The following is a 13107-nucleotide window of genomic DNA, read 5'->3' as shown; positions in this document are numbered from 1 at the left end:
GAAAAATGGCTGAACGTCTGAGCAACGACTTCCAGTTCATCGAAGTGGGCCGCAAGGACCCGAAGAAAAAGCTGCTGCGCCAGCGCAAGAAGGAGTTCGTCGAGATCTACGAACCCTTCAAGCCGCAGCAGTCCGTGGAGCAGGCGCACCGCTGCCTGGGCTGCGGCAACCCGTATTGCGAATGGAAGTGCCCGGTGCACAACTTCATCCCCAACTGGTTGAAGCTGGTCTCCGAAGGCAACATCCTGGCCGCGGCCGAGCTGTCGCACCAAACCAACACACTGCCGGAAGTGTGCGGCCGTGTGTGCCCGCAGGACCGTCTGTGCGAAGGGGCCTGCACCCTGAACGACGGCTTTGGCGCGGTGACCATCGGCTCGGTGGAGAAGTACATCACCGACACAGCCTTCGCCATGGGCTGGCGCCCGGACATGTCCAAGGTCAAGCCCACCGGCAAGCGCGTCGCCATCATCGGTGCCGGCCCTGCTGGCCTGGGCTGCGCCGACGTGCTGGTGCGCGCGGGCGTGACCCCGGTGGTGTTCGACAAGAACCCCGAGATCGGTGGCCTGCTGACCTTCGGCATCCCCGAGTTCAAGCTGGAAAAGACCGTGCTGAGCAATCGCCGCGAAGTCTTCACCGGCATGGGCATCGAGTTCCGGCTGAACACCGAGGTGGGCAAGGACATCAGCATGGAACAGCTGCTCGCCGAGTACGATGCGGTGTTCATGGGCATGGGTACCTATACCTACATGAAGGGCGGCTTCCCGGGTGAGGACCTGCCGGGCGTGCATGACGCGCTGGACTTCCTGATCGCCAACGTCAACCGCAACCTCGGTTTCGAGAAGTCGCCGGAAGACTTTGTCGACATGCAGGGCAAGAAGGTCGTGGTCCTGGGGGGTGGCGACACCGCGATGGACTGCAACCGCACCTCGATCCGCCAGGGCGCCAAGTCGGTAACCTGCGCCTATCGCCGTGACGAGGCCAACATGCCGGGTTCGCGCAAAGAGGTGAAGAACGCCAAGGAAGAGGGCGTGAAGTTCCTCTACAACCGCCAGCCCATCGCCATCGTTGGCGAAGACAAGGTCGAGGGTGTGAAGGTGGTCGAGACCCGTCTCGGCGAGCCGGATGCCCGTGGCCGCCGCAGCCCCGAGCCGATCCCGGGCTCCGAGGAGATCCTGCCGGCCGACGCCGTGGTGATCGCCTTTGGTTTCCGCCCGAGCCCGGCGCCGTGGTTCGAGCAGCATGGCATCCAGCTGGACAGCCAGGGCCGCGTGGTGGCGCCGGAGAAGGGCAAGTTCAAGCACCAGACCAGCAATCCGAAAGTGTTTGCCGGTGGTGATATGGTGCGGGGCTCGGACTTGGTGGTGACCGCCATTTTCGAAGGCCGCACCGCTGCCGAGGGCATCCTGGATTACCTCGAAGTCTGATCGATCGTTGGGGCCGCTTTGCGGCCCATCGCGACACAAGGCCGCTCCCACAGGGAAATGCATTCCTCATGGCGGAGCGGCCTTGTGTCGTGATGGGCTGCAAAGCGGCCCCAAGGGTATTTTGTATACAAAAACGCTTGATCCAAGGCACCCAATAGACAAAACGCATGGCCGTGGCCGTGCCTTTTGTGCCCGCGTCTGAGAAAATGCCCGCACTTTTTTTCCGGATGCCGACATGACTGCCCTGAAGAACGATCGTTTCCTGCGTGCACTGCTCAAGCAACCCGTAGACGTCACCCCGGTATGGATGATGCGCCAGGCCGGCCGCTACCTGCCGGAGTACCGCGCCAGCCGCGCCAAGGCCGGCGACTTCATGAGCCTGTGCATGAACCCGCAATTCGCCTGCGAGGTCACCCTGCAGCCGCTGGACCGCTACCCGCTGGACGCGGCGATCCTCTTCTCGGACATCCTCACCATCCCCGACGCCATGGGCCAGGGCCTGTACTTCGAGACCGGCGAAGGCCCGCGTTTCAAGAAGGTCATCAGTACCCTGGCCGACATCGAGGCACTGCCGATTCCCGACCCGCAGAAGGACCTGGGCTATGTGATGGACGCGGTCAGCACCATCCGTCGCGAACTCAACGGCCGCGTGCCGTTGATCGGCTTCTCCGGCAGCCCGTGGACCCTGGCCACCTACATGGTCGAGGGCGGCTCGTCGAAGGACTTCCGCAAGACCAAGGCCATGGCCTACGACAATCCCGAGGCCCTGCACCTGCTGCTGGACAAGCTGGCGCAGTCGGTCACCAGCTACCTCAATGGCCAGATCCTGGCTGGGGCGCAGGCCGTGCAGATCTTCGACACCTGGGGCGGCAACCTGTCGGCGGCGGCCTACCAGGAGTTCTCCCTGGCCTACATGCGCAAGATCGTCAGCGGCCTGATCCGCGAGCACGAAGGGCGCAAGATACCGGTGATCCTGTTCACCAAGAACGGCGGCTTGTGGCTGGAAAGCATCGCCGAGGCCGGTGCCGACGCCCTGGGCCTGGACTGGACCTGCGAGATCGGCGACGCCCGCCGCCGCGTCGGTGACAAGGTGGCGCTGCAGGGCAACATGGACCCGACCGTGCTGTACGCCAAGCCCGAGGCGATCCGCAAGGAAGTGGCGCGCATCCTCGCCAGCTACGGCAAGGGCAGCGGCCATGTGTTCAACCTGGGTCATGGCATCACCCCCGAGGTCGATCCTGAGCACGCTGGTGTGTTCATTAACGCCGTGCATGAGTTGTCGGCGCAGTACCACCGGTAATCGGTGTGCAACGCGAGAAGCCCGGCCAAGTGCCGGGCTTTTTGTTGTATTAAGTTTCAATTCAGCGATCGTCGGTAATCTGGGGCCATCAAAACGCAAACAGGACCCGATCACCATGAAAGCTCGTTACCTGCCCCTGATCCTCGCCCCACTGTTCAGCACCGCCGCCCTGGCCGCCGGCTACACCGGCCCTGGCGCCCAGGCCGTGACCACGGTCGCTGCCGCCAACGATGCCGCCGACGACACCCCGGTGGTGCTGCAGGGCTTCGTGACCAAGAAGATCAACAACGACGACAAGTACGAGTTCAAGGACAACACTGGCACCATCACCGTCGAGATCGACGACGAAGACCTGCCGCCGACGCCGTTCAACGACAAGACCAAGGTCAAGCTGACCGGCGAGGTGGAGAAACACCTGATGAGTCGCGAAGTGGATGTAGATATTGTCGAGATCATCAACTGATCGGCGACGATGGGCTGCCTTGCAGCCCTTTCGTGGCACAAGCCCTGTTCACGGGCGCGTGCCATAGGCATCAGCGCATCTCGGTGCGCAATTGCTCGATCCGCTGGTCCTTCTCCACCCACAGCTGGTTCACCCAGGCCTGCACGGTCTGGCGGAAGGCCGGGTCGTTCTCGTAGTCGCCTGCACTCAACGTCGGGTCCAGCTCGCGCACGCGGATGTCGATGATCACCCGGCTGATGCTGCCGTTGAGCAGGTCCCAGAACCCCGGTGCCTTGTCGCCCGGGTAGACGATGGTCACGTCGAGCAGGGCGTCCAGCTGCTCGCCCAGCGCCGCCAGCACGAAGGCCACGCCGCCGGCCTTGGGCTTGAGCAGGTGGCGATAGGGCGACTGCTGCTGCTCGCGCTTGGCCTCGGTGAAACGGGTGCCTTCTAGGTAGTTGACCACGGTCACCGGCTGGCGCTTGAACAGCTCGCAGGCGGCCTTGGTGATCTCCAGGTCCTTGCCCTTGAGTTCGGGATGCTTGTCGAGGAAGGCCTTGCTGTAGCGCTTCATGAACGGGTAGTCCAGGCCCCACCAGGCCAGGCCCAGCAGCGGTACCCAGATCAGCTCCTTCTTGAGGAAAAATTTGAAGAACGGCACGCGGCGGTTGAGGCTTTCGATCAGCGCCGGGATATCGACCCAGGTCTGGTGGTTGCTGATGCACAGGTACGAGGTGTCCTGGCGCAGGGTTTCCACGCCGCGGATGTCCCACTGGGTGGGGATGCACAGGGCGAAGATGGCCTTGTCGATTTCCGACCAGGTCTCGGCGATCCACATCACCGCGGCTGACGCGTAGTCGCGGCCACGGCCGGGCAGTACCAGCTTGAGCAGGGCGAAGACCAGCAACGGGCCGATCAGCACCAGGGTGTTGAGCAGCAGCAGGGTGAGGGTGAGGATGCCGGTCAGCAGGCGACGCATAAAGGGACTCTTGTTGTGTAAGGTGAACGGTTGGCAATGATAAGCAGGGTCTGGCCCTTAGCCAAACGTCGTACGGCCATTAACTGGGACAAATGTTTCACATTGTGTTGTTTACCCTGTTGCAACGAACCTATCCTGCCTGCGCAGTCTAAGCACTGACCCCTCTCAAGGAAGCCTGCCCCGTGAAACCCCTGCTTGCCCTGCTGTCCCTTCTGGCGCTGCCGGCGATGGCCGCCGAGCCCACCCTGTATGGCCGCTACGAGAACATCGCCTTGCCGGAGATCGGTGAAACCCTGAAGGCCAAGATGGACACCGGTGCCTACACTGCGTCGCTGTCGGCCAAGGACATCGAGCAGTTCACCCGTGACGGCGAGGATTGGGTGCGTTTCCGCCTGGCCACCAAGGATGCCAATGGCAAGGTCTACGAACACAAGCTGGCGCGCATCAGCAAGATCAAGAACCGCGCCGACGAGGAAGACGAAGGCGACGCGCCCGAGTTGTCACGCCGCCCGGTGGTCGACCTGGAACTGTGCCTGGGCGATGTGAAGCGAACCGTGGAGGTCAACCTGGTCGACCGCAGCAGCTTCAACTACCCGCTGCTGGTGGGCGCCAAGGCCCTGCGCGAGTTCAAGGCGGCGGTGAACCCGGCGAAGAAGTTCACGGCGGGCAAGCCGGACTGCTGATACGGCAGCGGCAAGCCACAAGGGACAAGCTGCAAGAAACGGCGGATCGGTGTAAGTTGCCGCGATCCGCTTTCACTTGAAGCTTGCAGCTTGAGGCTTGCCGCTCAGATGCCCCACATCCTTATCGTCGAAGACGAATCCGCCATCGCCGACACCCTGGTCTACGCCCTGCAGGCCGACGGCCACAGCACCGAGTGGGTGACCCTCGGCAGCGCCGCCGTTGAGCAGCAGCGCCAGCGTCCGGCCGACCTGGTGATCCTCGACATCGGCCTGCCCGACATCAACGGTTTCGAGACCTGCCGCCAGTTGCGCCGCTTCAGCGAGGTGCCGGTGATGTTCCTCAGCGCCCGCGACGCCGAGATTGATCGGGTGCTGGGCCTGGAGATCGGTGCCGACGACTACGTGGTCAAACCCTTCAGCCCCCGTGAGGTGGCGGCGCGGGTGCGGGCCATCCTCAAGCGCATGGCGCCCAGGTCGGACGCGGCCAGCGAAAGCATGCCGTTCCAGCTCGACACCCTGGCCATGCGCATCAGCTACCGTGGCCAGCCGTTGACGCTTACCCGCCACGAATTCCGCCTGCTACAGAGCCTGCTTGCGCAACCGCGCCGGGTATTCAGCCGTGAACAGCTGCTTGACGGCCTCGGCGTGGCTTCGGACGTCGGCTACGAGCGCACCATCGACAGCCATATCAAGAGCCTGCGCGCCAAGCTGCGCCAGGTCGCGCCCGACGCCGAGGCGATCCAGACCCACCGCGGCCTGGGCTACAGCTACAGCCCTGAGCACGCCTGATGCGCCTGGGCATCCGCATCTTCCTGGTGTACTTCCTGTTCGTCGGCCTGGCGGGCTACTTTCTGCTCAACACGGTGCGCGAGCAGATACGGCCGGTGGTGCGGCAATCATCGGAAGAAACCCTGGTGGACACCGCCAACCTGCTGGCCGAGATCCTTCACGACGATGTGAAGAACGCCACCCTGAACCAGAGCCGCCTGTCGCAGGTGCTCGCCTCCTATGGCGAGCGGCGACCCAGCGCGCAGATCTGGGGGCTGGCGAAGAACCAGGTCAGCCACCGGATCTACGTGACCGACGCCAAGGGCATCGTCCTGCTCGACTCCAGCGGCCAGGACCTGGGCAAGGACTATTCACGCTGGAATGATGTCTACCTGACCCTGCGCGGCCAGTACGGCGCCCGTTCGACCCGCAGCGATCCGGACGACGAAAGCACTTCGGTGATGCATGTAGCGGCGCCGATCCTCGACCAGGGCCAGATCATCGGCGTGGTCACCGTGGCCAAGCCGAACAGCTCATTGCAGCCCTACATCGACCGCTCCGAGCGGCGCCTGCTCATTCTCGGGCTGGGATTGATCGTGCTGGGGCTGCTGGTCGGCGCGGCCTTGTCGTGGTGGCTGACCCGCTCGCTGCGCCGGCTCACCCATTACGCCCAGGCGGTCAGCGAGGGCGAGCGCGCCGCGTTGCCGCACTACAAGGGCGGCGAGCTGTTGCAACTGGCCACGGCGGTGGAGCGCATGCGCACCCAGTTGGAGGGCAAGGCGTATGTCGAACGCTATGTGCATACGCTCACCCATGAGCTCAAGAGCCCGTTGGCGGCGATCCGCGGCGCCTCGGAGCTGCTGCAGGGCGATATGCCGCACGAGCAGCGGGCGCGCTTTGCCGGCAACATCGAGCGCGAGAGCGAGCGTCTGCAGCAGATGATCGAGCGCCTGCTCAACCTGGCGCGGGTCGAGCAGATGCAGGCATTGGAAGATGAGCAGCAGGTGGCGGTGGCAGCGCTGATCGACGAGCTGCTGCTGGCCCATGGCGCGAGGATCGACACTGCCGCGTTGCAGGTGCGCCAGCGCATTCCGGCGGGCGTCAGGTTGCTGTGCGATCCGTTCCTGATGCGTCAGGCCTTGGCCAACCTGCTGGACAACGCGCTGGATTTCACCCCCGAGCGTGGCGCGCTGGCCTTCGAGTTGGAGCGTGACGGCGAGCGGGTGGCCTTGAGCCTGTTCAACCAGGGGCAGCCGATTCCCGAGTACGCCCTGGGGCGGGTCAGTGAGCGGTTCTATTCGCTGCCAAGGCCCGGGACCGGGCGCAAGAGCACCGGGCTGGGGCTGAACTTCGTGGCCGAGGTGATGCAGTTGCATGGCGGGGGGCTGGCGGTGGACAACGTCCAGGGTGGGGTGCGGGTGAGGTTGTGGCTGCCTGCGCGTCGACTCAGCTGAGAGGCAGGTACCCTGTGGGAGCGGGCTTGCCCCGCGATGTGGCCAGCCCAGGCAACATTACTGCCTGACCGGGCCTCATCGCGGGGCAAGCCCGCTCCCACGGTGCGTGGCCATCCAGGCAATCTCCACACAATCTCCACATTTCCTCCCCGAGGGCTCCACGCGGCGGGCAGACACTGCCCCCATCGCAAACGGAGCCTTACCCCATGAACAAGACCCTAGGTTTCAAGCTCGGCCTGATCGCCGTGCTGATCCTGCTGCTGCTGATCCCCTTGCTGATGATTGGCGGCCTGATCGACGAACGCCAGCAACTGCGCAACAACGTGCTGGGCGAGATCGCCGCGAGCTCCAGCTACGACCAGCTGGTCAGCGGCCCGGTACTGGTGGTGCCCTATCGCAAGTTCGAGCGGCGCTGGATCGACAAGGACGGCACGAGCGTCCAGGAGACCACCACGATGCACGGCAATCTCTACTTCCTGCCGGAAACCTTCGCGATGGATGTCGGTGTCGATACCGAGCTGCGCGCCCGCGGCATCTACCAGGCGCGCCTGTTCCATGCCAAGGGGCAGGTCAGCGGTCGCTTCAAGCTGCCTGAGCGCTGGGGGATCGAGAAGGACTACGACGACTACCGCTTCGACAAGCCGTTCCTGATGGTCGGCATCAGCGACATTCGCGGCATCGAGAACAGCCTGGAGCTCACCCTGGATGACCAGCGCCTGCCGTTCGAGGCCGGCAGCGGCGTCGACTGGTTGCCCGGTGGCGTGCATGTGGCCCTGCCGCAGTTCAGCGACCAGAAGGCCCGCGAGTTCGACTACGCCTTCGACCTGGCCCTGCTGGGCACCGGCCAGCTGGCGGTGCTGCCGGTCGGCCGCAGCACCACGGTAGACATGCGCGCCAACTGGCCGCACCCGAGCTTCGTCGGCAGCTACTTGCCCAGCCGCCGGGCGATCGATGAGAAGGGCTTCAGCGCCCACTGGCAGACCTCGTTCTTCGCCACCAACCTGGAAGAGTCCATGCGCCTTTGCGCGACCGTCGGCAAGTGCGGTGATTTCAACGAGCGTGCTTTTGGCGTCAGCTTTGTCGACCCGGTGGACCAGTACCTCAAGAGCGAACGGGCGATCAAGTATGCGCTGCTGTTCATCGCCCTGACTTTTGCCGGCTTCTTCCTGTTCGAAGTGCTCAAGAACCTCAGCGTGCACCCGGTGCAGTACATCCTGGTGGGCGTGGCCCTGGCGTTCTTCTACTTGCTGTTGCTGTCGCTGTCCGAGCACCTGGGGTTTGGCCTGGCCTACGGGCTGTCGGCGTCAGGATGCGTGCTGCTGATCGGCTTCTATCTGGTTCATGTACTGCGCAGCCAGGGGCGTGGCGTGGGCTTTGCGGCCGGACTGGCGGCGTTGTACGCGATGCTCTATGGGCTGCTCAGCGCCGAGGACTACGCCCTGCTGATGGGCTCACTGCTTTGCTTCGGGTTGCTGGGTGTGTTCATGGTGCTGACCCGTCGGCTGGACTGGTCGCGGGTGGGGAGGGGCGTATGAGGGAGGATAGAGAGATCGGGCGCTGGTTGGCTGTGAGGATTGGCCAGCTATTTCCTGTGATACCGAGGTGAATTCTGGGGCTGCTCTGCAGCCCTTTCGCGACGCAAGGCCGCTCCTACAGACGATCGCGTAATCCTGTAGGAGCGGTCTTGTGTCGCGAAACGAGAGCGAAGCCCTCGCTGGCGCAGTCTCAGGCTAACGGAGCTGTAGCCACCATCGACGGTCGCTTTGCCACCTCGGCATACCACGCCGCCAGCCCTGGATACAGCCCACGCCAATCGAACTCAGGCTGGCGCAGGTCCAGATACCCCAACGCACAGGCCGCCCCGATCGCGGCGATATCGAACCCCGAGGCGATCTCAGCCAGGTGCTCGCGCTCCAGGCTCGCCAGGCTGCGGCGGATCTTCTCGCCCTGTGCCTGCACCCAACCGTCCCACTGCTTGTCCACCGGGCGCAGGAAGGTCTCGTAGCGGGTGGCCACTGCCGCATCCATGATCGCGTCGGCCTGAGAGGCCAGGGTCAGACGCCGCCAGCGTGCCGAGCCCTCGCGGGGGATCAGCGGCAGGCCAACGTGCTGGCTGTCGAGGTACTCGCAGATCACCCGGCTGTCGTGCAGCACGCTGCCGTCGTCCAGGCGCAGGGCTGGGATCTTGCCGATCGGGTTGCCCTGGTTGAGCTGCGCGTCGCCGTTCACCGGGCTGATGTTCACGCCCTGCACGGTGACGCGGTCCAACTGGCCGGTCTCGTGCAGCACGATCATCACCTTGCGCACGAATGGCGACAGCGGCGAATGGAACAGGATCATGGCTCAGTTGCCCTGCAGGCTGGGCGGCAGGCACACGCCGGTGCCGCCGATGCCGCAGTAGCCTTCCGGGTTCTTGGCCAGGTACTGCTGGTGGTAGGCCTCAGCGAAGTACACGGTCGGCGCCTGGGCGATCTCGGTGGTGATCTCACCGAAGCCGGCCTTGCCCAGCTCGGCCTGGAAGGCGGCCTTGCTCGCGTTTGCTTCATCGAGCTGCTGCGGCGAGGTGCAGTAGATCGCCGAGCGGTACTGGGTGCCGACATCGTTGCCCTGGCGCATGCCCTGGGTCGGGTTGTGCAACTCCCAGAACATCGCCAGCAGCTCGCGGTAGCTGACCCGGTTCTTGTCGAACACCACCAGCACCACCTCGGTGTGGCCGGTCAGGCCCGAGCAGACTTCCTCGTAGGTGGGATTGGGGGTGAAACCGCCGGCGTAGCCGACCACGGTGCTGACCACGCCTTCGCGCTGCCAGAAACGGCGCTCGGCGCCCCAGAAGCAGCCCAGGCCGAAGATGGCGAAGTCGATGTCGCCTTCGAAGAACGGGCCGAGCAGCGGGGTGCCTTCGAACACGTAGTGGAACTCGGGCAGGGTCATCGGGGTTTCGCGGCCAGGCAGGGCCTGTTCCGCGGTGGGCAGGACGTTTTTGTTCACCAGGATTTCCGAACGCAGGACCATGGCCGTTCCTCTGTGTCTTTTCAGTTGGACAGGTGTTGGCCCAATCGCCGGCAAGCCGGCTCCCTCAGGGTTATGCGTTCGACTGTGGGAGCCGGCCTGTCGGCGGTGAGGCCCGAATGGTTCCTATAGTGCCCGAGGTTGGCGCCGCTGTCAGTCCACCGGCCCACGCGGGTAGCGGCGCAGCTTGTCGTTCAGCTCGCGCCCCGGAATCGGCCGGTCGAACAGGTAGCCCTGGCCGACGTCGCAGCGGTGCCGGCGCAGGAACGCCAGCTGCTCGGGCGTCTCGATTCCTTCGGCGACCACCTTGAGCTTGAGGTTGTGGGCCATGGCCACCACCGCCGAGGTGATCTCCATGTCGTCCTGGTTGTCGGGGATCTCGTTGATGAAGCTGCGGTCGATCTTGATGATGTCGATCGGGAACTTCTTCAGGTAGCTCAGCGACGAGTAGCCGGTGCCGAAGTCGTCCATGGCCAGGGTCAGGCCCAGGGCCTTGAGCTCGTCGAGCTGGCGGTGGGTGTCCTCGGTGGCTTCCAGCAGCAGGCCTTCGGTCAGTTCCAGCTCCAGCAGGTGCGGCGGCAGGGCTTCTTCCTTGAGGATGCTGCCGATCGAACTGACCAGCTCGGGATCGGAGAACTGTTTGGGCGACAGGTTGATGGCCACGTGCAGGTTGCCGAAGCCGGCTTCGCGCAACTGCTGGCTCATGCGGCAGGATTGGCGCACCACCCACTTGCCGATGGGGATGATCAGGCCGGTTTCCTCGGCCACGCTGATGAACTGGTCGGGGCGGATCATGCCGCGCTCGGGGTGGTTCCAGCGCAGCAGCGCCTCCAGGCCGAGCAGGCGGCCGCTGCGCAGGCACAGCTTGGGCTGGTAGAACACTTCCAGTTCGTTCTGGGTCAGGGCGCGGCGCAGGTTGTTCTCGACGAACAGCTTGTAGCTGGCCTCGGCGTTGAGCACTTCGGTGAACACCTGGACCTGGTGCTTGCCGTTGGCCTTGGCCTTGTGCAGGGCCAGGCCCGCGTTTTTCATCAACGTGGCCGGGTCGCTGCCGTGCAGCGGCGCGCAGGCCAGGCCCACGGAGGCGGTGACGTTGATCAGCTGGTTGTCGACGAACATTGGTTTGTCGAGGGTGCGCAGCAACTGGTGGGCGACGCCCTGGCCATCTTCCAGGCTGGTGTCGTCCAGCAGCACGGCGAACTCGTTGCTGGCGAAGCGCGCCAGGCTGCCGCCGTTGGCCAGGCTGTTGCGCAGGCGCCGGGCCAGGCTGATCAGCAGCTTGTCGCCGGTCTGGTGGCCGAGGCTGTCGTTGATCCGCTTGAAGTTGTCGATGTCCACCAGCAGCAGGCAGATGGGGCTGGCGCTGTCGCGGGCGAAGCGCTCGTCGAGGTTGCGGATGAACGCCGGGCGGTTGCCCAGGTTGGTCAGGTTGTCGGTGTAGGCCAGGCGCTCGATGCGCTGCTGGGCCAGCTTGGTCTGGGTCACATCCTCGTAGATGCCGATGTAGTGGGTCAGCTCGCGGTTGTCGCCGTACACCTTGGAGATCGATAGCTGGCCCCAGTAGGGCTCGAGGTTCTTGCGCCGGCTTTTGAACTCGCCTTGCCAGCTGTTGCCCATGGCCAGGCTGGACGGTGAGTCGAACAGCAGCTCGCTCAAGTTTTCCAGCGCCGGCAGTTCGGCCAGGTGATGGCCCTGGACCTCCTCGGTGCTGTACTGGGTGATCGCGGTGAAGCTGGGGTTGACGTATTCCACCACGCCGTCGCGGTTGACCAGCAGGAAGGCGCTGGCGCTCTGTTCCACGGCGCGCTGGAACAGGTGCAGGGCGCTGGCGGCGGTACGCCGGTTGTGGTTGTTGATGACCTGGGCGAACTGGTCGGCCAGCTCGCCGGCGAAGGCGATCTCGTCCGACTGCCAGGCCCGTGGCTGGCCGGTCTGCTCCAGGCACAGCACGCCGACCACTTGGCCGTCGATGCGGACACTGGCATCGAGCATGGCGTTGTCGTCGGTGCTGTACAGCGATTCGGCCATCTCGCGGGTGCGCGGGTCGTGGCTGGCGTTGTGGGCGTCGATGGCGCGGCTGGCGTGCAGGGCTTCCAGATAGTCCGGAAAGCGGCTGGCGTCGATCGCCTCGGGCATGCGGTGCTGTTGGTCGCGGCTGTACCAGGCGCTGATCGGCTCCAGGCGCTGGTCGTTCAGGTACCAGATGCTGGCGCAGTCGACCTTGTAGATCTCGCAGGCACTGCGGGTGATCAGCTCGGCGGCTTCGAGCAGCGAGTTACCGATGCTGTAGCGCTGGCGCGCCAGGCGCAGGATCAGGTCCTGCTGGGCGCGAACCCGCTCCAGGTGTTCGAGTTGCTCTTGTTGGGCGCGCTGGTTCAGTTGCAGGGCCAGTTGCAGGCGGTTGTTGCGCGACTCCAGGTCGTTGGCGTCGAGGTCCGGTGTGTCCTGGCGGTGGTCGTCGCACACCGTCAGGTAGCCGCGCAGCAGCTGGCGGTTGTGCTGCTTGTAGCTCTCCCCGACCTCCAGCAGGCGCAGCGGCGCCGGGCAGGCGTGCAGGGTGTAGCTAACCCGGTAGTAGCCGCGCTGAGCCAGCTGCAGCTGGATCTCGTCGTGCAGCTTGTAGCGTGCTTCCGGCTCCATGAGGCTGGCGTAGGGCGAACCGATCAGGGCGCAGAGCTCGGCGGCGGGCAGGCCGAACTGGCGGTCGCAGGCCGGGTCGAGGTAAAGCATGGCCCAGCTGGCTTCGTTCAGCCGCTCGAAACGCAGCATGCCGAGCCGCGAGGGCACGGGAAGCTGCGTCACGACCTCGGCCGCCACACGGCTGGCGGCATCGGGTTGGCTTTTCATCGAAGACTCGCTTGAACTGGGGCGCGGCCTGGAGCACGGCGCATCGGGCAAGGTTGCATCATGTCCCTGGGGCTGGCAAGCGGCCATGGGGGATGCTGTGAACAGGTTGTCGGCCAGTTGCATGAAATCTGTAGGCGCCAGCTTGCTGGCGAACCATCCACCTGTTCACCAGCAAGCTGGTTTCTACAAGGCCGTGACATT

11 protein-coding genes are annotated in these 13107 nt (G+C 64.7%); 7 read left to right on the top strand and 4 right to left on the bottom strand.

Annotated elements, in window-relative coordinates:
- The first annotated feature begins 5 nt into the window (after nucleotides 1-5).
- From AC25MA_RS08130 to AC25MA_RS08120, 3 genes are all read left to right on the top strand, one after another.
- Nucleotides 6-1424 (top strand): FAD-dependent oxidoreductase, encoded by a 1419-nt coding sequence (locus tag AC25MA_RS08130; RefSeq protein WP_028689105.1) that lies wholly within the window; start codon nucleotides 6-8, stop codon nucleotides 1422-1424.
- A gap of 235 nt (nucleotides 1425-1659) precedes the next feature.
- Nucleotides 1660-2724: a uroporphyrinogen decarboxylase gene (hemE, locus tag AC25MA_RS08125; RefSeq protein WP_062362854.1), complete on the top strand. Its 1065-nt coding sequence runs from the start codon at nucleotides 1660-1662 to the stop codon at nucleotides 2722-2724.
- Between the two features lie 115 nt (nucleotides 2725-2839).
- On the top strand, nucleotides 2840-3187 hold the full coding sequence (locus tag AC25MA_RS08120; protein WP_028689103.1) for a YgiW/YdeI family stress tolerance OB fold protein: 348 nt from the start codon (nucleotides 2840-2842) through the stop codon (nucleotides 3185-3187).
- A 70-nt stretch (nucleotides 3188-3257) separates the two neighbouring features.
- Here the strand turns inward: AC25MA_RS08120 and AC25MA_RS08115 are convergent, their stop codons facing one another.
- On the bottom strand, nucleotides 3258-4145 hold the full coding sequence (locus AC25MA_RS08115) for a 1-acylglycerol-3-phosphate O-acyltransferase, YihG family (RefSeq protein WP_280063927.1): 888 nt from the start codon (nucleotides 4143-4145) through the stop codon (nucleotides 3258-3260).
- A gap of 182 nt (nucleotides 4146-4327) precedes the next feature.
- Here AC25MA_RS08115 and rloA2 point away from each other — a divergent pair, with 182 nt between their 5' ends.
- The 4 genes from rloA2 (at nucleotide 4328) to creD (ending at nucleotide 8585) form a co-directional block, all read left to right on the top strand.
- On the top strand, nucleotides 4328-4828 hold the full coding sequence (gene rloA2, locus AC25MA_RS08110) for a retropepsin-like aspartic peptidase RloA2 (RefSeq protein ID WP_088852018.1): 501 nt from the start codon (nucleotides 4328-4330) through the stop codon (nucleotides 4826-4828).
- A 108-nt stretch (nucleotides 4829-4936) separates the two neighbouring features.
- Entirely contained in the window at nucleotides 4937-5617 is a 681-nt protein-coding gene (gene creB / locus AC25MA_RS08105; RefSeq protein WP_280060497.1) for a two-component system response regulator CreB, read from the top strand.
- Nucleotides 5617-7050 carry a two-component system sensor histidine kinase CreC gene (gene creC / locus AC25MA_RS08100; RefSeq protein ID WP_280060498.1) on the top strand — a complete coding sequence of 478 codons (1434 nt, stop codon included), beginning with the start codon at nucleotides 5617-5619 and terminating at the stop codon, nucleotides 7048-7050. Before creB ends, creC begins: the two co-directional genes overlap by 1 nt.
- Nucleotides 7051-7256: 206 nt before the next feature.
- Nucleotides 7257-8585: a cell envelope integrity protein CreD gene (gene creD / locus AC25MA_RS08095; RefSeq protein ID WP_028689098.1), complete on the top strand. Its 1329-nt coding sequence runs from the start codon at nucleotides 7257-7259 to the stop codon at nucleotides 8583-8585.
- Nucleotides 8586-8775: 190 nt separating this feature from the next.
- Here the strand turns inward: creD and AC25MA_RS08090 are convergent, their stop codons facing one another.
- The 3 genes from AC25MA_RS08090 to AC25MA_RS08080 all read right to left on the bottom strand — a co-directional run bounded on the left by AC25MA_RS08090 (nucleotide 8776) and on the right by AC25MA_RS08080 (nucleotide 12906).
- Complete coding sequence (locus AC25MA_RS08090) at nucleotides 8776-9390, bottom strand: glutathione S-transferase (protein WP_088851392.1); 615 nt, start codon at nucleotides 9388-9390, stop codon at nucleotides 8776-8778.
- Nucleotides 9391-9393: 3 nt separating this feature from the next.
- On the bottom strand, nucleotides 9394-10062 hold the full coding sequence (gene msrA, locus AC25MA_RS08085) for a peptide-methionine (S)-S-oxide reductase MsrA (RefSeq protein WP_028689096.1): 669 nt from the start codon (nucleotides 10060-10062) through the stop codon (nucleotides 9394-9396).
- A gap of 150 nt (nucleotides 10063-10212) precedes the next feature.
- On the bottom strand, nucleotides 10213-12906 hold the full coding sequence (locus AC25MA_RS08080; protein WP_096049184.1) for a putative bifunctional diguanylate cyclase/phosphodiesterase: 2694 nt from the start codon (nucleotides 12904-12906) through the stop codon (nucleotides 10213-10215).
- Between the last annotated feature and the right edge of the window lie 201 nt (nucleotides 12907-13107).

Source organism: Pseudomonas sp. P65(2024), assembly GCF_057480955.1.
The sequence above is the reverse complement of the archived record's forward strand: the minus strand, read 5'-3'. Positions and strand labels throughout refer to the sequence as shown.

Excerpts from the sequence above, each read along its gene's own strand:
- creC (WP_280060498.1), top strand. The coding sequence starts at position 5,617 with ATGCGCCTGGGCATCCGCATCTTCCTGGTGTACTTCCTGTTCGTCGGC.
- AC25MA_RS08130 (WP_028689105.1), top strand. The coding sequence starts at position 6 with ATGGCTGAACGTCTGAGCAACGACTTCCAGTTCATCGAAGTGGGCCGC.
- AC25MA_RS08115 (WP_280063927.1), bottom strand. The coding sequence starts at position 4,145 with ATGCGTCGCCTGCTGACCGGCATCCTCACCCTCACCCTGCTGCTGCTC.
- AC25MA_RS08080 (WP_096049184.1), bottom strand. The coding sequence starts at position 12,906 with ATGAAAAGCCAACCCGATGCCGCCAGCCGTGTGGCGGCCGAGGTCGTG.
- hemE (WP_062362854.1), top strand. The coding sequence starts at position 1,660 with ATGACTGCCCTGAAGAACGATCGTTTCCTGCGTGCACTGCTCAAGCAA.
- creD (WP_028689098.1), top strand. The coding sequence starts at position 7,257 with ATGAACAAGACCCTAGGTTTCAAGCTCGGCCTGATCGCCGTGCTGATC.
- AC25MA_RS08090 (WP_088851392.1), bottom strand. The coding sequence starts at position 9,390 with ATGATCCTGTTCCATTCGCCGCTGTCGCCATTCGTGCGCAAGGTGATG.
- creB (WP_280060497.1), top strand. The coding sequence starts at position 4,937 with ATGCCCCACATCCTTATCGTCGAAGACGAATCCGCCATCGCCGACACC.
- msrA (WP_028689096.1), bottom strand. The coding sequence starts at position 10,062 with ATGGTCCTGCGTTCGGAAATCCTGGTGAACAAAAACGTCCTGCCCACC.
- AC25MA_RS08120 (WP_028689103.1), top strand. The coding sequence starts at position 2,840 with ATGAAAGCTCGTTACCTGCCCCTGATCCTCGCCCCACTGTTCAGCACC.